The organism is Psychromonas saccharinae, assembly GCF_051201515.1.
Taxonomy (GTDB): domain Bacteria; phylum Pseudomonadota; class Gammaproteobacteria; order Enterobacterales; family Psychromonadaceae; genus Psychromonas.
The window spans coordinates 368,479-392,350 of sequence record NZ_CP195153.1; the positions used below are offsets into that span (position 1 = coordinate 368,479).

Annotated in this window: 23 protein-coding genes; 9 read left to right on the forward strand and 14 right to left on the reverse strand. The window is 38.8% G+C overall.

Annotated elements, in window-relative coordinates:
• Positions 1-831 precede the first annotated feature (831 nt).
• Positions 832-1,338: a glycine cleavage system protein R gene (locus ACR30L_RS01680; RefSeq protein ID WP_435236319.1), complete on the forward strand. Its 507-nt coding sequence runs from the start codon at positions 832-834 to the stop codon at positions 1,336-1,338.
• Positions 1,339-1,421: 83 nt separating this feature from the next.
• On the opposite strand, the gene ACR30L_RS01685 is transcribed toward ACR30L_RS01680, so the two are convergent.
• Positions 1,422-2,948, reverse strand: a complete 1,527-nt coding sequence (locus tag ACR30L_RS01685; RefSeq protein ID WP_435236320.1) for a DUF3360 family protein — start codon at positions 2,946-2,948, stop codon at positions 1,422-1,424.
• 376 nt (positions 2,949-3,324) lie between these two features.
• On the opposite strand from ACR30L_RS01685, the gene xerD reads away from it, so the two are divergent.
• The 3 genes from xerD (at position 3,325) to recJ (ending at position 7,292) form a co-directional block, all read left to right on the forward strand.
• Positions 3,325-4,221 (forward strand): site-specific tyrosine recombinase XerD, encoded by an 897-nt coding sequence (gene xerD / locus ACR30L_RS01690; protein ID WP_435236321.1) that lies wholly within the window; start codon positions 3,325-3,327, stop codon positions 4,219-4,221.
• Positions 4,222-4,380: 159 nt separating this feature from the next.
• The gene (dsbC, locus tag ACR30L_RS01695; protein ID WP_435236322.1) at positions 4,381-5,142 is read left to right on the forward strand and encodes a bifunctional protein-disulfide isomerase/oxidoreductase DsbC; all 762 of its coding nucleotides are present in this window, start codon (positions 4,381-4,383) and stop codon (positions 5,140-5,142) included.
• Positions 5,143-5,573: 431 nt separating this feature from the next.
• Positions 5,574-7,292: a single-stranded-DNA-specific exonuclease RecJ gene (gene recJ / locus ACR30L_RS01700; protein WP_435236323.1), complete on the forward strand. Its 1,719-nt coding sequence runs from the start codon at positions 5,574-5,576 to the stop codon at positions 7,290-7,292.
• A 35-nt stretch (positions 7,293-7,327) separates the two neighbouring features.
• Here the strand turns inward: recJ and ACR30L_RS01705 are convergent, their stop codons facing one another.
• From ACR30L_RS01705 to ACR30L_RS01735, 7 genes are all read right to left on the reverse strand, one after another.
• Complete coding sequence (locus tag ACR30L_RS01705; RefSeq protein ID WP_435236324.1) at positions 7,328-8,713, reverse strand: amidase; 1,386 nt, start codon at positions 8,711-8,713, stop codon at positions 7,328-7,330.
• 63 nt (positions 8,714-8,776) lie between these two features.
• Positions 8,777-9,583: an ABC transporter ATP-binding protein gene (locus ACR30L_RS01710; protein ID WP_435236325.1), complete on the reverse strand. Its 807-nt coding sequence runs from the start codon at positions 9,581-9,583 to the stop codon at positions 8,777-8,779.
• The gene (locus tag ACR30L_RS01715; RefSeq protein ID WP_435236326.1) at positions 9,580-10,407 is read right to left on the reverse strand and encodes an ATP-binding cassette domain-containing protein; all 828 of its coding nucleotides are present in this window, start codon (positions 10,405-10,407) and stop codon (positions 9,580-9,582) included. Before ACR30L_RS01715 ends, ACR30L_RS01710 begins: the two co-directional genes overlap by 4 nt.
• A 2-nt stretch (positions 10,408-10,409) precedes the next feature.
• A complete protein-coding gene (locus tag ACR30L_RS01720) occupies positions 10,410-11,222 on the reverse strand; it encodes an ABC transporter permease (RefSeq protein WP_435236327.1) in 813 nt (270 codons plus the stop codon).
• Positions 11,219-12,163: an ABC transporter permease gene (locus ACR30L_RS01725; protein WP_435236328.1), complete on the reverse strand. Its 945-nt coding sequence runs from the start codon at positions 12,161-12,163 to the stop codon at positions 11,219-11,221. Before ACR30L_RS01725 ends, ACR30L_RS01720 begins: the two co-directional genes overlap by 4 nt.
• A 75-nt stretch (positions 12,164-12,238) precedes the next feature.
• The gene (locus ACR30L_RS01730; protein WP_435236329.1) at positions 12,239-13,732 is read right to left on the reverse strand and encodes an ABC transporter substrate-binding protein; all 1,494 of its coding nucleotides are present in this window, start codon (positions 13,730-13,732) and stop codon (positions 12,239-12,241) included.
• A 170-nt stretch (positions 13,733-13,902) separates the two neighbouring features.
• The gene (locus ACR30L_RS01735; protein WP_435236330.1) at positions 13,903-14,811 is read right to left on the reverse strand and encodes a LysR family transcriptional regulator; all 909 of its coding nucleotides are present in this window, start codon (positions 14,809-14,811) and stop codon (positions 13,903-13,905) included.
• Positions 14,812-14,974: 163 nt separating this feature from the next.
• Between ACR30L_RS01735 and ACR30L_RS01740 the strand changes: the two genes are divergently transcribed.
• Complete coding sequence (locus ACR30L_RS01740; protein ID WP_435236331.1) at positions 14,975-15,931, forward strand: P1 family peptidase; 957 nt, start codon at positions 14,975-14,977, stop codon at positions 15,929-15,931.
• Between the two features lie 63 nt (positions 15,932-15,994).
• On the opposite strand, the gene trmL is transcribed toward ACR30L_RS01740, so the two are convergent.
• The 3 genes from trmL to ACR30L_RS01755 all read right to left on the reverse strand — a co-directional run bounded on the left by trmL (position 15,995) and on the right by ACR30L_RS01755 (position 18,590).
• Complete coding sequence (trmL, locus tag ACR30L_RS01745; protein ID WP_435236332.1) at positions 15,995-16,459, reverse strand: tRNA (uridine(34)/cytosine(34)/5-carboxymethylaminomethyluridine(34)-2'-O)-methyltransferase TrmL; 465 nt, start codon at positions 16,457-16,459, stop codon at positions 15,995-15,997.
• A 19-nt stretch (positions 16,460-16,478) separates the two neighbouring features.
• Positions 16,479-17,771, reverse strand: coding sequence for an ATP-binding protein (locus tag ACR30L_RS01750; RefSeq protein WP_435236333.1), 1,293 nt, complete (start codon positions 17,769-17,771; stop codon positions 16,479-16,481).
• 117 nt (positions 17,772-17,888) lie between these two features.
• Positions 17,889-18,590: a response regulator gene (locus tag ACR30L_RS01755; protein ID WP_435236334.1), complete on the reverse strand. Its 702-nt coding sequence runs from the start codon at positions 18,588-18,590 to the stop codon at positions 17,889-17,891.
• Between the two features lie 290 nt (positions 18,591-18,880).
• Here ACR30L_RS01755 and ACR30L_RS01760 point away from each other — a divergent pair, with 290 nt between their 5' ends.
• The 4 genes from ACR30L_RS01760 to ACR30L_RS01775 all read left to right on the forward strand — a co-directional run bounded on the left by ACR30L_RS01760 (position 18,881) and on the right by ACR30L_RS01775 (position 21,599).
• On the forward strand, positions 18,881-19,336 hold the full coding sequence (locus tag ACR30L_RS01760) for a Spy/CpxP family protein refolding chaperone (RefSeq protein WP_435236335.1): 456 nt from the start codon (positions 18,881-18,883) through the stop codon (positions 19,334-19,336).
• A 74-nt stretch (positions 19,337-19,410) separates the two neighbouring features.
• Entirely contained in the window at positions 19,411-20,367 is a 957-nt protein-coding gene (locus ACR30L_RS01765) for a cation diffusion facilitator family transporter (RefSeq protein WP_435236336.1), read from the forward strand.
• Positions 20,367-21,146 carry a serine O-acetyltransferase gene (gene cysE / locus ACR30L_RS01770; protein ID WP_435236337.1) on the forward strand — a complete coding sequence of 260 codons (780 nt, stop codon included), beginning with the start codon at positions 20,367-20,369 and terminating at the stop codon, positions 21,144-21,146. The genes ACR30L_RS01765 and cysE overlap by 1 nt, the downstream gene beginning before the upstream one ends.
• A 222-nt stretch (positions 21,147-21,368) precedes the next feature.
• Positions 21,369-21,599, forward strand: a complete 231-nt coding sequence (locus ACR30L_RS01775; protein WP_435236338.1) for a cell division protein ZapB — start codon at positions 21,369-21,371, stop codon at positions 21,597-21,599.
• Between the two features lie 91 nt (positions 21,600-21,690).
• Here the strand turns inward: ACR30L_RS01775 and rraA are convergent, their stop codons facing one another.
• The 3 genes from rraA to pyrB all read right to left on the reverse strand — a co-directional run bounded on the left by rraA (position 21,691) and on the right by pyrB (position 23,820).
• Positions 21,691-22,209, reverse strand: coding sequence for a ribonuclease E activity regulator RraA (gene rraA, locus ACR30L_RS01780; RefSeq protein WP_435237859.1), 519 nt, complete (start codon positions 22,207-22,209; stop codon positions 21,691-21,693).
• A gap of 210 nt (positions 22,210-22,419) precedes the next feature.
• A complete protein-coding gene (pyrI, locus tag ACR30L_RS01785) occupies positions 22,420-22,875 on the reverse strand; it encodes an aspartate carbamoyltransferase regulatory subunit (RefSeq protein WP_435236339.1) in 456 nt (151 codons plus the stop codon).
• 9 nt (positions 22,876-22,884) lie between these two features.
• Positions 22,885-23,820, reverse strand: coding sequence for an aspartate carbamoyltransferase (gene pyrB / locus ACR30L_RS01790; protein ID WP_435236340.1), 936 nt, complete (start codon positions 23,818-23,820; stop codon positions 22,885-22,887).
• Between the last annotated feature and the right edge of the window lie 52 nt (positions 23,821-23,872).

A 23,872-nucleotide genomic window follows, 5' to 3' on the forward strand; every position in this document is an offset into this window, starting at 1 on the left:
AAAAGTGCTGAAATTTATAAAATTGTTTTACTTTTGTGTACCAGAAAAATTGCTTATCCAATACATCAAGCCAGTGCCATAACAATAATGACAAGCATTAAGTTATGAAAAATAAAATTCGTTACTGATATCGCTTTTAATGTACCCGGATTTAGTCAAATACAATTTAAGTCTTCATTGTTTGAAAATAGCATTAAATCGGTGTTTGACTTCAAGCATACCAATTGTGGCGGTAATATTAAGCAGCAGAAGAAAAGTCATTAAGTGCTTTATAATAAGCTGCACTGTTGGCTTTTTAAGGTTATTTGATGTGTTTAACATCACCCATTTAATTTTCTGCGTACATCTAAATATTTAGGCCTCAAGATTGTGTAAAAGAAGTCTAACAAATGGTTTATTTAAGAAGTTTGATGCATGTCAATTTATTCAAAATAACTGTAATAAAATTACAGATTATTATCTTTTTCTTTTATTTGTACATAAAATAACCTAAAAGCCACAAAATAATCATGTGTTTCGTTATTTATTTTCTAAATATTAAAAGCGGAAATTTGGGCTTTTATTTAATCAAAATAGATAAATCATTGCGATAAATTAATTGATTGTTTTTTTATTTTTCTCCCTCCGACTTCAAATTATGGCACTTTTTTAATGGTCTACAAATTTTTTGGTTATAAACTAAAAGAGTATTTTTTGATTCATTCGATGCTGAGAGATTTTCCATTTTGCTTTGCGGGTTTTAAGTAATTTGAATATCTAACTAAATTTTCTTTTATGTTTAACGTCTTTTAGCAAATTTTCATTTTGATAATTTATATGGAGAATAGTTCTATGAATGTATTGGTAATGGTAACGGTTAGTGGTTCAAACCGTAATGAGTTAGTTAGAATTTTATCCGAGAAAACCCACGCCTTAGGCGGCAAATGGATAATTAGTAAAATTAATCATATTGACGATTATTTTTCTGGTTTAATTAAAATTGAAATTGGTTCGGATCAAGTTCAACGATTAGGTGCCGACTTTAAAGTATTGGGATTGAATGTTGAAGTTGTTGTATTAGATTCAGCGATTGTAAAAACATTAACGCATCTTGATTTAAATATTGATGCCCGAGATCGTCCTGGTTTAGTACATGATATTTCCGAAGTATTAGCAGAGCATAATATTAGCGTTGAAAATATGGAATGCCATCGTTTGGGGGTTGCTGATATTAGTGGCACGGTATTTACAAGTAATTTCAAAATTGCTGTTAATGATAAATTCAATAAAGATGGATTAATTGAGTCTCTACAAGAAATTTCTGAAGATTTAGTGGTTGAGATAGATGGGCAATCATGACATGAAATTAATTAACAATAAAAAAGGCGACTTCTATTATTAAAAAGTCGCCTTTTTTTATTATTTATATATTCGTTTCTTAATTAAAGAAATGCTGGAATGCCGTATTTAGATTCAAGCATACCTACTGCAAGCATTGCAACGAGACATACCACTAATACACTACCTGGAATAATGATTTTATCTAAAAATGAAAGTTTAGCTGCACGTTCTTTATCACCAATCAGACCATTATTATCAAGCATCATTGTTAATGCCCATGCAAGCACTGGGTTAAATACTGCAGCAGAGAAAATACAAATACCGGCGGATTGAGAATCCTTGGTGTTTTTGATCATCTGCATCCCAGCTTCTAATAATGGTAAAAATACACCAACTAACAGTGCAACACGCATTACCGGCGGCCAAACGGCAACATCCATTGGGAAACCTAGAATTGCGATTAAAATAACCAAACATCCAAGCACGATTGAGCCCGCAGGAATCGGGCGTTTAGCTATGGCGGCAGGGATCATATAAGTCCCCCATGATGAAGTAATATTACCGCCACCAACAGCAGTACCGACAATTTGACGAATTGAACAGGTTGTCATTGTATCGTCAACATCCATTAATACTTCTTCAGTTTTTTTCGGGTAATTAAGTTCTTGGAAAATACGGTGACCAAGGAAATCAGGTGACCACATTGCCACTGCTAAAATAGCGAAGGGTAATGATGCAATAAAATGCTCTAGGTTTGGTAAACCTAACATCCAACCTTCTGTCGTGCTACCCCACCAGTAAACAGGGCTTAAGTGCGGTAAACCTGTTTCGGTTACAAATACAAGATCAAAGCTTGCCCCTAATGCTAATGCAATAATTAAACTAGTAATTGCACAGGCTGGAATTGCTAACCAACGTTTATTAATACGAGCGAGGAAAGCATAAAGGATGACATTTATAGCAAGTACTAATAGTCCGATATAGCCCAAACTACCTGCAATAACACCTTCTGAAGCGGACTCTAAGCCAACGGACCATTCTTGGATTTTCTCTATTTGACTAAATGCGCCGGTAAAACCGAGATAAACCAATAAGCCACCAGCTACACCTTCACTGGTTAAATTTACCAGTTTTGAGCCACCTTTAAAGTAACTCAATAGTAAGCCAAATACACCTAACAGAATTGCGAGGGCAAGGGGATGTGCACCAGCTAACGCGATAGCACCAATTAGTGGGATCATTGGGCCATGGTTACCAGCGAGATTGGCTTTCGGATTGACAAAACCAGAAGCAATTACACAGAACAATAATGCAGGGATAAGCATTTCAACACGCGCGACTTCAATGGCAAAGTCTTTACCTAATGTGACATGCTCCCAAGCTTCAGTTAAACCATCTGCCCATGACATCATTACAGCTGAATACATTGCAATAATACCGATAGTACCGGCAATGGCTGGAACAAGATCTTCCCATTCAAAATTGAAATCGCGACCAGGTAGATTTAAACGCCAGCGACGAGGCTTCATTATTTGAAGTTCATGATCCAGATATTCCGAACGACTGGAAAACTCGCTTGCTGGTTTGTGTAATTCGCGATAACTCGCGTTTTTGTTTTCGTCCGACATGGTACGATATACTCCCTTACTATTGGTAAGCGTTAGTGAAATTAAATTGGTTAAATTACGTTATCAACTGAGAAAATATAAATGTTCAATTTAATAACAATTCTATGGTTGAGTAGCTTAACGAATGTTGTTCAAAGCAGGTTGATCTGGATCAGTATAGTACCTATGTTTGAATTTAGTCATGCATGTAAAACTCTATTTAATGTGACGCGCATCACATTAATGCGTTTCGTTAAATACATTGATGTATGATTTTTAATCAATGGTGTTGTTTTTTAACCAGTTGGTTTTGGGCGTTTTTTCCTTGTTTTTTTAATTTATTAGGTATGATTAAATAAATGTTAAATGATACAAATTCTTTACAAAAGGAATCTTGATGACACTGTTAAGTATTGACCAGTTTTTAGATTCTTTATGGTTAGAAAGAGGGCTTTCACGTAATACCCTTGATTCATATCGGCACGATCTGCAATTAGTTGAAGCTTTTTTAAATGATATGGATATCACGTTAGGAGAGGCGAGTTATGTCAATCTTAGTGATTATTTCAGTTTTCGTCTAAACAGTGATAAAGAATATAAGAATAGCTCTACAGCACGTTTAATGAGTGCATTACGACGTTATTATCAGTATTTATGCCGAGAAAAAATCCGTGAAGATGATCCTAGTGCAAAACTACAAAGCCCCAAAACAATTAAACCTTTGCCTAAATCATTGTCAGAATCTGAAGTCGATGGTTTATTATCCTCGCCAGATTTAAGTGATATGGTGCAATTTCGAGACAAAGCAATGCTTGAGCTACTTTATGCAACGGGATTGCGTGTTTCTGAGTTAGTTGGGTTACACGTCGAGCAAGTTAATCTTCAACAGGGGGTCGTTCGTATTACAGGTAAGGGTAATAAAACGCGGCTTGTTCCATTAGGTGAAGAATCTTTATATTGGTTAGAGCGTTATTTAGAGGAAGCAAGGCCTGAGTTATTAAAGGGAATGAGTAGTGATATTTTATTCCCGAGTCGACGTGGGAATGTTATGGTTCGACAAACCTTCTGGCATCGAATTAAGTTCTATGCACAGGTGTGCGGTATTGATAAAGATGCACTTTCTCCCCATGTTTTAAGACATGCCTTCGCGACACATCTGTTAAATTATGGTGCTGATTTACGTGTCGTTCAGATGTTGCTTGGGCATAGTGATCTATCGACCACGCAAATATATACACATATTGCCCAAGATAGATTGAAAGATTTACACCATGAACATCATCCAAGGTCTTAATCTGCTGTTAAAATATTTCACAATGACCGTTTTTATAGGCATACTCTCAAATGATAATTAATTTTAATCAGCAGAATCGTATGTACTGTCGGGTAAATCTAATGCAGAGTACTAAGTAATGAATCTGTTTTGATATTGATATAAACATTAAGGGGTTTTATGTTTTTTAATTTATTTAAAAAAAGCATGGTTGTTGTCGTTGCTATTTTTTCGCTGTGTTCGTTTTCTTTTGCAGAAGAAACTGCTAGTAAACCAGCCGTTGACCAAGCGACGGTTGATCAGATCACAGAAAAAATGAGTGCGTTAAGAATTAATGTTATTTCAGTATCACGTTCTCCCGTTGAAGGTTTAAATGAGGTAATTACTGATAAAGGTATATTTTACAGTAGTAATAATTCACGATTTCTAATCGATGGTAATATTTACGATCTTGATAATCAGATGTCCAATATTTCTGAAAATAGTTTTGCAGCTTTACGTAAAAATCGTATGAAAGATTTTGAAAAAGATATGATTGTTTATAAAGCCCAGAATGAGAAGCATGTTATTACGGTCTTTACCGACACAACTTGTGTGTATTGTAAAAAGTTACATGGCGATATGGATGATTACAATAAAGCGGGTATTACTGTGCGTTATTTAGCATTTCCACGCGCTGGTGGAACATCTTCAGTTGCAAAATCAATGGCTGCTATTTGGTGTGCTGATGATAGAAATCTTGCTATGGATAATTCTAAAAAAGGCCGTACGATTCGTGGAGCTTCAACTGAGTGTGAGCATATGATTAATGAACAGTACGAGTTAGGCGTCTTTTTTGGTGTGAAAGGAACACCGGCTATTATACTTGAAGATGGGTCGTTAATGCCTGGTTATGTGCCTGCGAGTAAGTTAGTGCAAGTGCTAGATCAAAAATTTAATTAAAAAACATTTTTAGTGCCATAAATAATTTCATTTATGGCACTGTAGACAATATATACCCGTTACCAATCAAGATGCGTTTATCAGTCACTAGCTCGGATACCAAGGCAAGGCGTAACATGATGACCTTTCGAGCGATTAACTGCGTTAATCCTCTATCGGTAGATGTAAAAACAAGACTTTACATCTTTAATGGCTAGTCCTTATCGAATGTTATAACGCAGTATTGCCATGGTTTATAAGAAACGAGCTAGTGACCCGCAGGGCAAGACGAGAGGCAAACATCTTCGTTGTTATAAAGTCTCGATTTACCCCGTTAGATCATCACCTTTATGCCTAGAATCTGCTCACCTCTCGTTTTGCTGATTTCTGCATCTTGAATGGTAACGGGTATATATTCGGATATTATTTAAATTGGAGGATTGTTGTTGTATATGGCTTCAATTCAAGTAAAAAAACGTACCTCTATTGACCCAAATTTCTTAAACCTGTCTTGTTCTCCTCTACTTAAGCAATTGTATGCTAACCGTGGCATTAACGATGAAAATGAATTAAACACGCATACGGCGAACCTTATTCCTGGTCGAGAATTAAAGGGGATAGATCAAGCTTGTCAGTTATTGTACGAAGCGTTACTTGGACATCAGAAAATTGTTGTAATAGGCGATTTTGATGCCGATGGTGCGACCAGTACAGCCTTGAGTATTCTCGCTTTACGTTCACTTGGTTTTACTAATATTGATTACCTTATTCCTAACCGTTTTGATTATGGTTATGGATTAAGCCCTGAAATTGTTGAATTGGCGATAGAAAAGGGCGCACAATTGATTATGACGGTGGATAACGGTATTTCTAGTATTTCAGGTGTTGCTCATGCAAAGAAAAAAGGATTAAAGGTTCTCGTTACTGATCATCACCTTCCTGCCGAGCAAGTGCCTGTTGCCGATGCGATTGTAAATCCCAATCAATCAGGGTGTACTTTTCCAAGTAAAAATTTAGCGGGTGTTGGCGTCGCTTTTTATGTGATGTTAGCTATGCGTGCTTTTTTAATCGGTAAAGATTTCTTTGCTAATAGTAAAGCCCCCAATCTAGCCTCGTTACTTGATATTGTCGCCCTAGGGACGGTTGCAGATGTGGTTATGCTAGATAAAAATAATCGCATTCTTGTGCAGCAAGGGCTTGCGCGCATTCGTGCCGGTGTTTGTCGTCTTGGTATTAGTGCTTTGATTCAAGTCGCTAAACGCAATCAATCTCAGTTGGTGGCAAATGATCTCGGTTTTTCCTTAGGGCCTCGTTTAAATGCTGCAGGGCGGTTAGATGAAATGAGTCATGGCGTTGAGCTTTTACTGTGTGAAGATCCTGAACAAGCTAACATTCTCGCCTATGAATTGGATGCATTAAACAAATCGCGCCGCGAAATCGAGCAAGGAATGCAAGAGGAAGCATTAAAAACATTACACAATTTAAATATTGATGAATCGCAGGTTCCTCATGCGATCTGTCTATTTGATCCGCAATGGCATCAAGGTGTTATAGGATTAGTCGCCTCTCGTATTAAAGAATCCTACTATCGCCCAACTTTTGTTTTCGCAAAAGCAGGGGAAGGTGAAATAAAAGCATCGGCACGTTCGATTCCGGGGGTGCATATTCGAGATATGCTTGACCTAGTGGATAAACGAATTCCAAATGTGATCATTAAATTTGGCGGACATGCGATGGCAGCGGGGCTTTCATTGCGAGAAAAAGACTTTAACTTATTTGATAAAACCTTAAATACCATTCTAACCGAGCAAATTGACAGTGAAGTGTTAAATAACGTGACCTTATCTGACGGTCAATTAAGTGCATTGCATTTTAATCTGCAACAAGCTCAGGAACTACGCGATGCAGGGCCCTGGGGGCAAGGTTTCCCGGCACCGTTATTTGATGGTTCTTTTAAATTATTACAGCAACGATTAGTGGGCGAGAAACATTTAAAAATGGTGCTACAGATCGATGACCAAGCAATTGATGCAATTGCCTTTAATGTTGATATTAAAGCTTGGCCAGACCCAAATGTAAAACAGGTTTATTGTACTTATCGCCTCGATATTAATGAGTTTAGAGGAAATAAAACCGTGCAAATGCTGGTGGAGTTATTACAGCCAGAGTAGAAGATGATGAAATTAATCATCATCTTGATGTTGTTTTAAAGAGTGGGCCAATTAGTGATTAGTCCTCTCCATTGTTCATAGGCTTTAGCAAGGGCAATAACCTTTAGGTCTTCGAAACGCGGCGCAATAATTTGTAAACCTATTGGCATACCACTTTCAGAAAATCCGCAGTTAATTGAAGCGGCGGGTTGTTCGCCCATGTTCCAAGGTAAAGTAAATGCAATATGTTCAAAAGGTTTGCTCGGGTCATTCGTTGGTGATGCCCAATCAGCAGGGTAAGATACATTAGGATTGACTGGCGATATAATCGCGTCAACCTGATTAAAGACAGAGGCGCAGGCATGACGCATTGATAACGTGCCATCAAATCCTTTTACAACCTCAACGGGATCTGCACTTCCACCGGATTTAGCCCATTCGTAAATATAAGGAAGAATTTTCTGTTGTTTTTGCTCGGTCAATTGACATATCATTCCCCAAAATCGTGCCCGCCAAAAAATATCGAGACCATCTAACCATTCTCGTTTGAGTACAGGTTTTACTTCAATGATTTCAGCTCCTTGGGCTTCAAATTGTTGTGCTGCTTTCCGTATAGCCGCCTTTACTTCAAGCTCTGGTTCAATACCGCATCCAGCATCCATCATCAAACCTATTTTCAGTCCACGAACATCTGCAGGAGGGACATTCCAATCTAGGGCTTTATAGTTTAGTGAAGTTGCATCTCGCCAATCGGGTTTAGAGAGTGTTGGCATCGCAATAATGGCATCGTCAACCGTTTTAGTCATGGGGCCTGCAGAACGGCCCGTATTATAGGGGTAAATAGGAATACGACCGAGTGTCGGTTTAAAGCCAAACAGTCCAGTCCAGCCAGCTGGAAGACGTACTGAACCCCCAATATCGGTGCCTATATGTAATGTACCGAAACTTGCTGCGCCAGCTGCGGCAGCACCGGCAGAAGAACCTCCGGTATTTTGTGATAAGTCCCAAGGGTTACGACTTAAATGATGGAAAGTAGATAAGCCCGAAGACAACATGCCATAATCGGGACAAGTTGTTTTTGCAAAGATAATAGCACCATCTTCTTTTAAACGTGCTGATGTTGGCGCATCTTCTTTCGCTGGTGTTTTATCCGTTGCAGCCGTGCCCATTGGAATTGGATCACCCTTTGTCGCGATCAGTTCTTTGACCGTTACGGGCACACCATCTAATGGTCCAATGGTCGTTTTATTTAACCAACGTGTTGTTGAAGCGGCTGCTTGTGCGAGTGCTTGTTGAGGTTTGAAGGCATACAGTGCACAAATTTTTGGTTCAACTTTCTCAACTCGATTAATTAACCAACTCATGTATTCTGTTGGACTGGTCTCTCCCGTTTCGTAAGCCTGTAGAATGGCGCGGGTATTTAAATTAGCAAAATCATTCATTTTATAAAATCCTTCCCATATAAGTAGGTTAAATAAAGTAGAGAGGCTGAAAAATCAGAATGCCTAGGTACCTTTGCGATATTTTTTACGACCAATATTAGTTAAATTGAGTTCAGCGGAAAGTAGTCGTTTTGTGTATTCTTCTTGGGGATTATCGAGTACCTGACGAACTGTACCTGTTTCGACCACTTTGCCCGATTGCATAACCGCAACGGAGTCACAAATCTCATCTACTACGGCTATATTGTGGGTAATAAATAGCACTGATATACCGTGTTTATCCCGCATTTTTAGAATTAATTTTAGTATTTGGGCTTGTACTGTCAGGTCTAATGCCGAGGTAGCTTCATCGGCAACGATTAATTTTGGTTTGGTAATAAGCGCGCGTGCAATGGCAATACGTTGACGTTGTCCACCTGAAAATTCATGGGGGTATTTATCCATATCTTCTTTACATAATTCAACTTCTTCAAGTAATGCACCAATCCGTCTTCTTAGTGCATCACCTTTAGGTGGATTATCTTCAAGGTGAAGAGGTTCTGCCACAATACGAGAAACACGATGACGAGGGTCGAGTGAGCCGTAGGGATCTTGAAATATCATTTGAAAACTGGCGCGTAATTTTCGCAATCTAGCGGAGGTTAATCCAAAGATATCGCTGTCTTCAAAAAGTACATTACCTTCGGTGGGCTTATCGAGTGCCATGACGATACGTGCTAAGGTCGATTTACCGGAACCACTTTCACCAACTACGCCAAGGATTGTACCTCGTTCGAGTGAAAGGGAGACATTATCAACGGCTTTGAGGGTCGTATCTCCAAGCTTAAACTCGCGTGTAAGGTCAATAATTTCAAGAATTTTCTTTCTCATTCAATTCCTTTTGAAGCCGGTGGCGTAATATTAAAGTTAATACGAGTACGGCGAGGTTGGGCACTGAGCAGTTTGCAGGTATATTCATGGCTAGGTTGGCGCAACACTCGTTCGGTTTCGCCCTGTTCCATTTCATTACCGTGATACATGACAAGGGTGCGATCTGCTATTCGCGCGATAACCCCCAAGTCATGGGATATTAGGATAAGGGCAATGCCAAGTTCACTGACTAGCTCATCAAGAATATCTAAGATTTCTGCTTGTACCGTGACATCAAGCGCTGTGGTGGGTTCGTCAGCAATAAGAAGATCTGGCTTAAGGGCGATAGCAATGGCAATACCGACACGCTGGCGCTGTCCGCCGGACATTTCATGGGGATACGATTCCATTTTTCGTTTTGCATCGGGAATTTTGACCATTTCGAGAAGATGAAGTGCTTCTTTTTTGGCTTCTTTACGACTTATTTTACGGTGAAGTCTTAATCCTTCTGCTATTTGATTGCCGACTTTCATTGCAGGGTTTAAAGCTGTCATCGGTTCTTGAAATATAATCCCAATTCTTGAACCGCGTAATTTGCAGCGTTCTCGTTCAGATAGGGTTAGGATATTTTCACCATTAAAAATAATTTCACCAGAGATTTCTGCTGTATCGGGTAATAACCCAATCGTCGCTAATGACAGTACCGATTTACCCGAACCACTTTCGCCGACGATACCAAGTGTTTCTCCCTTGTTTAATGAGAGGTTAATACCGTGCAATACTTCTGTTTTTGGCCCATGAGCAGGTTGAAAATTGACCTTAAGATCTTTTATTTCTAGCATCATACTTATTGCTTCCTTTTCGGATCAGTCAAATCTCGAAGTCCATCACCTAATAAATTTAGTCCAAGCACTGCCATGCAGATGGCAAAACCAGGCACAAAGACGAGATGTGGCGCGAGAGAAAGGTAAGTTTGAGAGTCTGCTAGCATACGACCCCAACTTGGTGTCGGAGGGGCAATACCTAAACCGAGGAATGAAAGTCCTGCTTCAGTTAATATGCCAAGCCCGGTTTGAATCGCAACTTGAACAATGATCTGTGAAGAGATATTAGGAATAACGTGTTCGATGGTTATTTGTTTATTAGTTTTACCTGCCATACAGGCGGCTTGGATATAATCACGAGCCCAGATTTGTAAAGCCGCTCCTCGGGTGATGCGTGTAAAAACGGGGATCATAAATAACGCGATAGCAATAATGGTCGTCGTTGGGCCCGACCCTAGAATTGCGGCTAATAAAATAGCGGAGAGCACGGGAGGAAATGCAAATAATACATCAATGATCCGCATAACTAAGGCTTCAAATTTACCCCGTTTACAAGCAACGGTTACACCGAGTAGCGTACCGGTTAGTCCACCGATGGTAATAGCAGAAAAGGCAATACCAAGTGAAACCCAAGCGCCAGCCATGATCATTGATAATTCATCTCGACCAAAGTGGTCTGCACCCAAAATGCCACCTTCTCCGGGGCTCTTCAGACGATTCATTATATTAATTTGGGTCGGATCAAGTGGAGTCCAAAATTGGCTTAAAATAGCTGAAATCACCAAAATCGCCGTTATGCTACCACCAATAATAAGTGACCATGGAATACGTTTCATCGGCGGATCCTTAAACGAGGGTCTAACACGGTATAAAGCGCATCAACAATAAAGTTAATGATCATCACAATAGAGGCGAAAAATAAGACAACATTTTGAATGACGATAAAATCACGTTGTGCAAGTGCTTGGTATGCAAGCGTTCCCATACCGGGAAGATTAAAGACATTTTCGACTAGGATTGCACCCGCTATTAATACTGAAATTTGCATGCCTAACATGGTCACAATCGGAATCAAGGCATTTGGCATAACGTGGTACCAAAGCGCATAGTTAAGTGTTGCGCCTTTCGCACGTGCCGTACGGATGAAGTCTTCATTTGCGATTTCTATCACCGCTGCTCGTGTGACGCGCGTTAGTACTGCTGCCTGTGGAATGGCTAACGCGATAGCGGGTAATATCAATGCTTTTAATGCCGCCCACATACCGGCATCCCAACCAGGAAAACCACCTGCTGGAAACCAGCCAGAAGTTAATGCGATACCTAAAATAAGTAATAAACCAATCCAGAAATTAGGGACAGAGATACCAATTTGTGAAAAAATAGAAGCAATAATATCTACAATGCCATTGGGTTTGGCTGCCGCTGTTACCCCTAATGGTAAGGCAATGAGTACCGAAAGAAAGACGGCTAAACCCGTTAAAGGCAGGGTTACCTGTAAGCGCTCACCTATTAATTGTGCAACCGAGGTGGAGTAGGTATAAGAATTACCTAAGTCGCCTTGTAATAAGCCAAATAACCAATGTAGATAACGGGTTATAAAGGGTTGGTCTAACCCCAGTTGGCTTCTTAGTGCCGCTAATGTATCGGGTTGTGCTGACATACCTAATATAATTTCAGCGGGGTCGCCAGGAACGGCTTCCATGACTAAAAAAATAACAAAAGAGACAATAAGTAGAGTCACGATTAACCCCACAAAGGATTTCCCAATATAGCGCATGATTATAGACCTTAAATGAGTATACTCTGTAGGGCTTCCCATATAATGGAATGGGAAGCTATTGATATTAAAAGGTTACTCGCTCCAGAACGCATCCGTTACATCATTCGATGGTACGGGTAAGTTTTCCCATAGTCCGTGAAGACCTTTTTTCCAAATACCAATTTTAGGATAAGCATATAGGTAAAGAGCAGGTACATCCTTCGCAATTATTTCTTGGCTTTGTTTATAACCAGCAAGACGTTCCGCATCGGATTTTGCATTGGAAATATCAGTAATAGTTTGATCAAAATCTGGATTGTTGTAATTAAAGTAATAGGGATGACGTGCATAAATACTAATATCTAAAGGTTCTGCATGACCGACGATAGTCATGTCATAATTGGTATCTTTAAATACATCTTGTACCCACTTAGCTGGAAATTCAGAACTTTCCAGTACCATCGTCACGCCGATCATCGCATAGTAGGCTTGCATGATTTCAGCTGCTCGCTCTGCATAGGTTAAAGTCGGCATCTTCATCGTAAAAGTAAAACCGTTAGGGTAACCAGCTTCGCTGAGTAATTGTTTTGCCTTAGTCGGGTCGTAGGGTAAAACACCGGTTAAATCTTCATAACTCGCATTAGAAGGAGAAAAGTGGCTGCCAATTGGTGTTCCAAATCCTTCATTGGTGGCATTAATAATAGCTTGTCGGTCAATTGCCATCATCATCGCTTGACGAACGCGTACGTCGTTAAATGGTTTTTTCGCATTATTCATACCTGCCACAACTTCCATGCTGGTGGTACCGATAACGGTCGCAAATGCACTATTTTGTTTGAATTGATTAACAAGCTCTGGTGCTTGAAATTGTGGCATAGCATCAATACCGCCAGAATTTAAAGCGGCTGCTTGCGCCTGTGGATCGGAGATAAAACGGAAGGTTACTTTGTCCAATTTAGGTTGTTCACTCCAGTAATTATTATTTTTAACTAACGTGAGTTGATTACCTTTCTTCCAATTAAGTAATTTAAAGGGACCAGTACCGATCGGGTTAGTGGCATTAGTTGCTTCACTAGAAGGTTCGACCATCACCGCAGCCGGAAAACCAAGCCAATAAAGTAAGTCTGATGAGGGGGTTGATAATGTTAATACTAAGGTATCAGAATCAAGTGCAGTTGCAGTTTCGATTGCTTGATAAAGGGTTTTTTGTGGGTTAATCGAATCTGCTTTTAATATTCTATCAATGCTATATTTGGCGGTTTCGGCATTAAACTTTTTGCCATTTTGAAAGGTGACATTATCACGCATATTGAATGTATAGGTTAATCCATCATCTGAAATATCCCAGCTTTCCGCTAATTGAGGTTGTATTTTTCCGTCTTTAGTAATCGATACTAATCCTTCAAACAGATTTTGCCAGACGACCTGACCGATGGCAACGGGGGCTGCCGCTGTTGGATCTAACCCCGATGGTTCTACACTCATGCCTAAAGTGAGGTCACTACGTGATTGTGCATTGACAGGCATAGTCGTTAGCATGCCTAGCGCGACTGTTGTAGTTAATAGTGTATGAAAAATACGTTTCATAAATAGTGCCTTCTATAGTGATTTAGACAATTATCGTTATTGGAGGTTGATTTATCTTGCCTGAATAATGAGTGTAATTGCAATATAATTTATTAGCGCATAGTGACGCGGAAATCGTTGCACTGTTTTTTTGTTTTATAACTGTAAAGGTAAATCATTACTGTTCTTTATTACATTTTTCTAACCTGCATCGGGAAGAATTCTTCTAAAAATTCCGCTAGTTTAGCCGCAGCAAAGCTTGGAATTGCTGTTTTAGAGCGGCCAAGTTGAAGCTCTGTTTTTATTTCAGAAGGGGCCACAAAAGGGCGAACAACCAGTTCTCCTGATTTGATTTCTCGGATGACGGATATAGCTGGCAAAATAAGAACCGCTGTACCATGTAATGCTAACTCCTTTTGTAACTCAAGGGATGATGTTGTAAAAATAGCCTCAATGGGTTCGAGATTAGCGGTTCGTTGACGCTGATCGAAATTGAGTCTGATTCCAAAAGAATTATCAGGCATAGCAATCGGATGCTTGCGAATTTCTTCTAGTGTAATTTCAGAAAAAGCAGCTAGGGGATGATCAGGGGACATAATAACTTCATGTCGCACTGGTATTCTAAATCGGACGTCAACTTTTGGATCCTGTGGAGAAAACATGGTTATTGCCATATCCGTATTGCCATCAATGACTGCATTTTTAGCTTCTTGAGCGGAGGAGACGATGACGGAAATCGATATGCCAGGATATAATCTATAAAAATCAGATAAAGCAGGCGCTAAAATAGCATTGATCGCCGCCCCATTAACATGAATATCAACATTACCGCGTTTGAGTCCCCGAAGATCATCAATTGTCTGGCGTGTATTACCCAATTCCCGGATCATGCTTTGTGAGCGACTCGCTAATAGTTCGCCTGCTGCCGTAAGAATAATACCTCGTGCTCCTCGTGTGACCAGAGGGGCGTCAAAATAATGCTCGAGATTTTCAAGTTGTCTACTGATGGCTGTCGGTGAAACGCCTAATTTTTCAGAGGCTTGTCGAATTGATCGCGAGCGCACTAATTCATTAAAATAAGTAATCGCTTTAAGTTGCATTGTGCTTTCCCTGAATGATAAGTCGCGAAGTTTCAGTGGATACCGTTAATAAGTAATACAAAATAGCATTTTATTCGAAAACACTAAAGATTTGTTATTTTGTTAATATATGTATACTGATTCAACTTAATTATTCAAAAAATTTATACAAAGGGATTTGTTTATGATTGATTCAATTTGCGATGTGCCAGGCATTAAGGTTGGGCATGCTCAAGACTTCATAGGTGGGACTGGTTGCACGGTTATTCTTCCCGATGATGGTGCCGTTTGTGGTGTTGATGTCGCAGGTGGTGGCCCCGGGACTCGCGAAACAGATGCACTTAATCCAGTTAATCTTATTCAAAATATCCAAGGTGTTTATCTCAGTGGAGGCAGTGCTTATGGACTTGCTGGGGCTGATGGTGTGATGCGTTGGTGTGAAGAAAATCAACGTGGTTACGATGTGGGTATTGGGCGAGTTCCAATTGTACCGGGGGCCGTTCTTTTTGATTTACCCGTTGCTGATTTTCACGCTCGACCTGATCGTGATATGGGATATCAAGCTTGTTTGAGTGCAAGCTCAGAGGAATGCCGCTGTGGTAATGTTGGCGCTGGTACAGGGGCTTCTGTTGGTAAAGTCGGAGGGATGGATTTAGCGATGAAAGGAGGGCTCGGCACCGCTAGCCTTACTTTTAATGATATTGTTATTGGCGCTATCGTCGCTGTTAATTGTTTAGGAGATGTGATTGATCCAAGCACGGGTAAAATTATTGCTGGCGCTTTAACCGAGGACAAAAGTGATTTTATTGGTACTATGAATCTCTATAAAAATAAGGTTGCAGGTAATACTCAACCTAATATGTCTAATACCACGATTGGTGCTATTGCTACCAATGCTGAATTAACCAAATCTCAAGCAACGAAAGTGTCAATGATGGCGCACGATGGATTTGCTCGAGTTATTAATCCGATTCATACACTTCACGATGGGGATACCATTTTTACGTTGTCGACGGGGAAACATCAAGCAGATGTGTCTATTATTGGAGCATTAGCTGCTGAAGTCATGGCAACGGCCGTCATTCGGGCGGTCAAAGCAGCAAAAAGTTGTTATGGTCTTAGGGGATTGGCGAGTATATAAATTAAAAAGCCAAAAATTAAGTATTTTTTGGCTTTTGGGGTGTTAGTAATGGAACATGTTTAGTTATATTGCACCTGAGTAATCAAGTTGTCGCCATGCTTCATAAACAAAAACAGATACCGCATTAGATAGATTCATTGAACGACTTTCCGCTTGCATTGGAATACGTAATTTTTGTTCAATTCTATCTGATTCGCGAATTTCAGGCGGCAAGCCTCGGGTTTCAGGGCCAAAAAGTAATACATCGTTAGCTTCAAAGTTTGCATCACTGTGAAAGTCAGTGGTTTTAGTTGTACAAGCAAATATTCTTTTCCCTTCAACGGCAGCAAGAAATGCTTGATAATCTTTGTGTCGGTAAACATGTGTTAATTCATGGTAATCTAACCCCGCACGGCGGACTCTCTTTTCATCTAAGTCAAACCCTAATGGCTCGATTAAATGTAAAACACAGCCGGTATTGGCACATAAACGGATAATTGCACCGGTGTTTTGAGGAATTTCTGGTTCAAATAATGCTACTTCAATCATGTTATCTCGGTTTTGTTGATTATGAATACAGCGGGAATTGTAAATGCATATAGACTTGCTTATCAATGTTTTCTGCCCAAATTTTACCGCCATGCTTAAACATCGCATTTTCAGCAATGCTTAACCCTAGTCCCACACCGCCACTTTCTCTATCTCGTGATTTATTAAGTCGATAAAAAGGACGGAATATATTGGCTAATTCACTTTCTGGAATGAGTGGCCCATCGTTTTTTATCGTTAAGATCATTGTTTTATTTTGTTTTTGTTGATTAATGTCGACGGTGATCTGGTGGTGTGCATATTTAATCGCATTGCGAATAATATTTTCAATGGCGCTATAGGCAAGTTCTGGATAAACTTTAATGTTGAAGGTGTCGAGTTGCGGATAAATAAATTCTTTACCATTTTCACTGGCTTCAAATTGAGCATCTAAAAATAATTCATCGAGGAATTCATTCAGCGGGATAGTTTCTTTATCTTCAGGGTTTAATTGTATACGGGAAAGGTTCAGTAGCTCGCTAATCATGGCCTCTATTCTGGCTGTTTCAAGCTCGATTCGTTGTAATTCATTGCTATCACCTCGGTGTTTTTTATCGATTGCCAGTGCAAGTCGCAGCCGCGTTAGTGGTGAGCGCAATTCATGGGAAATATCACTTAATAAGCGTTGTTGATTCGTTAACATATTTTTCAATGAAGCAATCATTAATTGCATCGAACTGGCCAACTGAGTGATTTCTTCACTATTTTTTATTTTTGGGAAAGGTGTATCAAGCTCTCCTTGGGCAACGCGATTAGCTACATTTTGTAATTGCCGCAGTGGTTTTGTTAAATGCCAGGCTAAAAATGCACAAAGTGGTGTGCTAATAAGTAAGGCGATGATCAGTAGTAATAACGGATTATCAATTAACCATTCAATTAATGCTAAGGACTCTTTTTGATTGCGGTAGGTAACATACAGTAATAATTCTTGATTCTCCGTTGAGACGGATACAGGGCCTAAATAGGTTTTGCGTTTGTGGACTTCCTTTAATGGTTTCTCTGGGGATTGACTGTCTATAATAAATTGTCGCACCTCTTTGGGCGCTCGCTCATTAATAAGTCGCCCATTTAGGTCTGTTAAGTAAAGTTCTCGAGGTCCTTTTGACGGTGAATTAAATAATTCATCGTAATGAAAGTTAGGGTGTGATTTTATGAACTTATTGACATGTTGTTGTTGCTTTTGAAGGCGTTGGATGTCGTTTTTAGTGACTTCTTGTGTTTTTCTTCCATCCAGTATGGGTAATAAAACAAGCGCGGTACTAAGTAATAGCATTAACAACCAAAAGGATAAAAAAACTTTAATAAATAATGAATTAAACTTGTTTTTATGTGCGATGATTTTCTCGTTGAACACGTTAATGCCTTCTCTTTATAAGATAAGAAAGGCCTATTAACCTTTCTTTATTTCACTACTTTCTAGCCACATATAACCTCGACCTCTAAAGTTTTTAACACGGGTTTGCCCATCAAGTCGTTCAGGGAGTTTTCGTCTTAAGTTACTTAAGTGCATATCAATACTTCGGTCAAAGGGCTGTAATTTCTTACCTAATACTTGTTCACTAAGCTCTTCTTTAGAAAATAACTCGCCTGGTTGACTAAGAAATTTTTCAAGCAATAACAATTCAGTACCTGTTAATTCAATCGTCAAACCTTGGCATATTGCCTGTTGTTGTCCCGGAAAAAGTTCAATATCTAAATGGCTGAGTTTACTTGGGTTCTCTAATTTATGATGCTGTGTGCGTCGTAAAATTGCACGAATACGTGCTAATAATTCTCGTTCACTAAAGGGTTTTGCTAAGTAATCGTCAGCGCCCATTTCTAAGCCTAAAACTTTATCAATTTCATCACCCTTAGCAGTTAACATTAATACTGGCATATCACTTTTCTGACGTAATAATTTTAACATCTCAAAGCCTGTCATTCTTGGCATCATTACATCTAACAGAATAAGGTCGTAATTCCCCTCTAAAGCCATCTGTAAACCACTCTCGCCATCATAGGCACAATCGATATCTAGATTTTCGAGTGATAAAAATTCGGCGAGCAAAGAAACTAATTCTTTGTCATCGTCGATTAAGAGTAATTTACTCATTGTCTTGCCCCACTAAATTTCCTTTATATATCCCCAAATTAGTTAAGCCCTAGCTTTCTGATATTGGGATGCTTCATTTAAGTATAAGACACTTATCAAATAGCGGGATAAAATACTGATAATTATCAATACATACGGATTACAGGGTATTAAACATGTTTTTTATTTAGCTGTATCATTGTTTACACTTCTTTACACAGTATTACCCTTATCTGACGTTACTCCCATTTCATTGATTTATACTTAATCACGTAAAAATAAGATAACGAAAGTCATAATAGGAGTACCAAATGAAATCATTATATAAAAAAGCAATACTAGCAGCGGTGATCTTACCACTTACTTTTTCAACTGTTTATGCCAAACAGGGTAACAAAGGAAAACGAGGCGGCGCACCGTTACAAAGCATGCTTGCATTAGTTGATTTAACTGCTGAACAACAAACAACGATTGATACTATTATCCAAGATTACAGAGATGCTAAAGTAAAACCAGATAATAAAAGTGATTATCGTCAGCAAATGCAAAGCTTAATAACGGCTGACACATTTGATACAGCGGAAGCAAAATCGTTAATTGAAAGTAAAGATACGCTAAGACAAACTCATCAACTTAATAAAATGAAAATGACTTACGATGTTTATCATGTATTAACCGATGAACAACAAGAAAAAATGGATTTGTTATTTGCCCAATATGAACAAAAAATGGATCGCCGTGGCCAAGGAAAGAAAAATAACCAATAGCCTTTGAATTAGCATCTACAGATATATTGGGTATATAATAAAGCCTTCATAAATTGATATATTGAAGGTTTTTTTTGCAAAATAATATAGCACGAGACGAATACGAACGTTTAGTTAATATGGCGGGGCGTTTAGCAATTGCCGCTGCTTCTTTATTGATTATTGTTAAATTAATAGCCTGGATGACAACAGGTTCTTCAAGTATTTTAGCCGCTTTAACCGATTCCTTGATGGATGTGACCACATCAATTATAAACCTTCTTGCTATTAGAGTCGCTTTGCAGCCTGCAGATAAAGAACATCGTTTTGGGCATGGGAAAGCAGAAAGCTTAGCCGGCTTAACACAGGCGGCGTTTATTTCGGGCTCTGCGGTATTTTTGTTATTTAATAGTATCTCTGCTTTGATCCATGAAAAAACTATCGTCGCTTCCCAGTTAGGGATTATTGTAATGCTATTTTCTGTACTGGTGACCGTTTTATTGGTACTGTTTCAAACCTACATTGTTAAGAAAACCGGTAGCATGGCAATAAAAGCAGATTCATTGCACTATCGTACTGATATTGCGTTAAATTCTGCCGTTTTACTCGCATTGATTTTATCCGGTTTAGGGTGGTATTGGGCTGATGGCGTTTTTGCTATTTTAGTCAGCTTTTATATTTTGCACGGTGCCTGGGAAATCGGTAAACAATCCGTTGATGCATTGATGGATAAGCAGTTACCTAAATCAGAAGAACAACAAATTGTAAAAGTTGCCTGTGAGCTTGATGGTGTTATTGGTGTGCATGATTTACGCACGCGACAATCGGGTAATACCAAATTTATTCAGCTTCATTTGGAATTAGCCGATGAATTGAACTTGATGGAAGCCCATCGAAAAGTTGAATTGCTAGAGGACGAATTAGAAAAGTTGTTCTCTGATGTCGATATTATTATTCATCCTGATCCGATTTCAGTCGTTCCAAAAGAAAAAATACATTATAAAGTAGACACCGAAACGCATACTATTTTTGTCGCAAAGGAAAATGAATAATGGAGTTACTTCAGCAAGACTTATGGAAGAAAATAAGAGAAGAGGCATGGAGTTGCTCTGTTAATGAACCTATTTTAGGCAGTTTTTATTATTCAACTATATTAAATCATCAAAGCTTACAATCTGCACTTAGTTACCAACTTGCTAGTCGCTTAGGTTCTCCGACTATGCCTGCTATTTTAGTCCGAGAAGTGATTGAAGAAGCATTTATTAAGGATCCTGAAATAATTAATTCAGCAATGGCTGATATTGTCGCTGTTCAAGATCGTGACCCTGCCGTTGAAAATTACTCAACTCCATTGCTTTATTTAAAAGGGTTTCATGCATTGCAAGTACACCGTGTAGCAAATTGGCTGTGGAAAGAAAAGCGGATCCCGCTTGCTCAGTATCTTCAAAACCGTTGTTCTGAAATTTTTTCCGTTGATGTGCATCCAGCGGCCAATATTGGAAAAGGTATTATGTTTGACCATGCAACTGGCATTGTTGTCGGGGAAACGGCTGTTATTGAAGATAATGTATCCATACTACAGGGAGTAACATTAGGTGGGACAGGTAAAGAATGTGGCGACCGTCACCCTAAAATCCGTCAAGGGGTAATGATTGGTGCAGGTGCAAAAGTGCTGGGTAATATAGAAATTGGTATTGGTGCGAAAGTTGGAGCTGGTAGTGTCGTGTTAGAGCCTGTTCCACCGCATATGACCGTTGCAGGTGTACCTGCGAAAGTTGTTGGTACTCCTTCGTGCGATATGCCTTCACTTTCAATGGAACAAAATCTTTAGCAGGTTTGATTTGCGTAAAGTATTTCTTTGATAAATAAGGCCTTAACCTTTTCGTTTTTGTTATTAATTAGGATTTGCCGATTTTAACGACAATATATCGTGTTTATTGAATAATATTGCGATTAAAGTAAAACAATAGTTGAATATGCAATCGGTAATGCTTATTCTCACTGGATCAATTATTAACTATGTTAAATGACATGCATTATGTAAGGGTGAATGATGACATTAGAGCTATTAGAAAAGTTAGAAAGTAAAATTCAGAATGCAATCGATACTATTGCATTATTACAAATGGAAATTGAAGAGTTAAAAACCGATAAGCAAGGTTTACAGGGTAAAAATAACCAACTTCAAGAAGAAAATGTTAAATTAACCGAAGAGCACCAACAATGGCAATCTCGCCTTAGTGCATTAGTCGGTAAAATTGAAAAGTCAGAAGATACACTTTAATTTTCTGTCAATAAAAAGCCCGAATAATATATCTGTTTATTATTCGGGCTTTTTATTGTTTCAAATAAATTTTTAGATTATCGACTTTACATTAATCTTCGTCTTCGTCGTCGATTTCATCTAAGCCATCTAAATCTAAAGGCTCTGGCGAAATGATAATCCCAGTGCTATCTGCATAGAGAATATCTTCAGGTAAAAAAGTGACGCCTGCAAAATTTACTGGTGCATTTACTTCACCAATCTCGTTATCATCAGCGCCGACGGGAATAGCGGTGATCGCTTGAATACCAATATCAAATTCTTCAAGTAGGTCAACTTCTCTAACGCAGCCATTAACAACAATACCTTCCCAGTCATTTTCAACGGCGAGTTCTGCAATATTAGCATTAATCAGGGCGCGTCGTAATGAGCCTCCACCGTCAACAAGAAGTACTTTGCCTGCGCCATTTTCGGCAAGCATTTTATAAATCAACCCAACGGACTCAAAACACTTAATGGTGACAACTTCACCCGCAAAAGAGCTTCGGCCTCCAAAATTTGTTAAAAGTGGTTCAACCACATCAACGGTATCTGCATAAATATCACATAGCATGGAAGTATTATATTGCATCATCAGGTTCACCTATAAATAAAATAGTAAAGTCAGTATATACCTAATCGACTTTAAGATGCAAAACCGACAGGCGACTATGAAGATATATTTTCAATCGGGGGAGTAAATGTAACTTATTAATTTTTAATGTGGTTTTATATTTGAGAGCGATAGGTAAAAGGGGCGGAACAAGCCCCTTCAAAATTTGTTTGGATTATTTATTTCTGTTTAATCCAATTCATTAAAAAAAGTGCGGCTAAATGATTTTTCACAATAATGGCATTTTAGTCGTAACTCAGTGCCTTTGTTGACGTAAAAGCGCGCTTTTACTGGTTCGTTATGGCTAATACAGTTGCTATTAGGGCAAGACAGTACACCAATAAAGAAGTCAGGTAATTGTACTTTGAATTTTTTAACGACTTTAAAATCTTTTATTTGGTTAATGGTTGCATCGGGAGCGAATAGCGCTAATTGATTCGCTTGCTCATCGCTAATGAAAGTGTTTTCCACTTTGATAAGATCTTTTCCTTCGCCATTATGAGTAGGCAAGTTTAGACCAATGGTGATTTTCTCATTAGTTTGAGTGAATTTAAAAAATCGTAATATTTTAACGCCCTGTTGTGCGGGAATATGATCGATTACTGAACCATCTTGAATTGCTTCAACTTGTAATTTTTTTTGCATTATATTCCCCTAAATATTCGCAGTGAAATGATTAGTGAGTAAAAGAGCAAGCAAGGCTTGTCGTGCATAAACACCGTTTTGTGCTTGTTGGAAATAATAAGCGTATGGTGTTTCATCAACATTTTTATGAATTTCATCTACACGCGGTAAGGGATGTAATATTTTTAAGTTAGGGCGAACGTGTTCGAGCATGTTTGCATTGAGTAAAAAAGCTGATTTTATATGTTGGTATTCCGTTTCATCAAAACGTTCTTTTTGCACGCGAGTCATATAGAGGACATCAAGGGTATCGACAACTTCTTCTATGCTTTGATGGAGCGAATAGTTAATTCCTTTATTGTCTAACTCATCTAAAATGTAATCGGGCATTGCCAAGGCTTCAGGCGCGATAAAATAAAAGTTACAGTTAAATAAGGACAAAGCTTGTGCCAATGAATGTACTGTTCTGCCGTATTTTAGGTCACCAACAAATGCGATATTAAGATTTTCGAGGGTGTCTTGAGTTTCGTAGATGGTAAATAAGTCGAGAAGTGTTTGAGTTGGATGTTGATTTGCACCATCACCGCCATTAATGACGGGAACGGTTGAAAATTCAGAAGCTAAACGTGCCGCTCCTTCCTGTGGATGTCGCATAAAAAAAGCATCGGCATAGGAAGAAATAACTTGTACTGAATCTGCCAATGTTTCTCCCTTTTGTGCTAAGGAAGTATTACCGCCACTATCAAAGCCAATGACACTTCCTCCTAAACGTTGTACAGCTGTTTCAAAGGAAAGTCGTGTTCGTGTCGATGCTTCAAAAAAACAACTCGCAATGACTTTGTTTTGTAATAGTGTTGGTTGTGGGGTTTGTTTTAAGGAGTAGGCTGTTTGGAGAATAAGTTCAAGGTCGCTGCGTGAAAGATCAGCAATGGAAATAATATTTTTCTGATATAGTGGGTTATTCATCGTTTTGACTCATATTAAGCAATGACAATGCACAAATTATAACATTGCTATC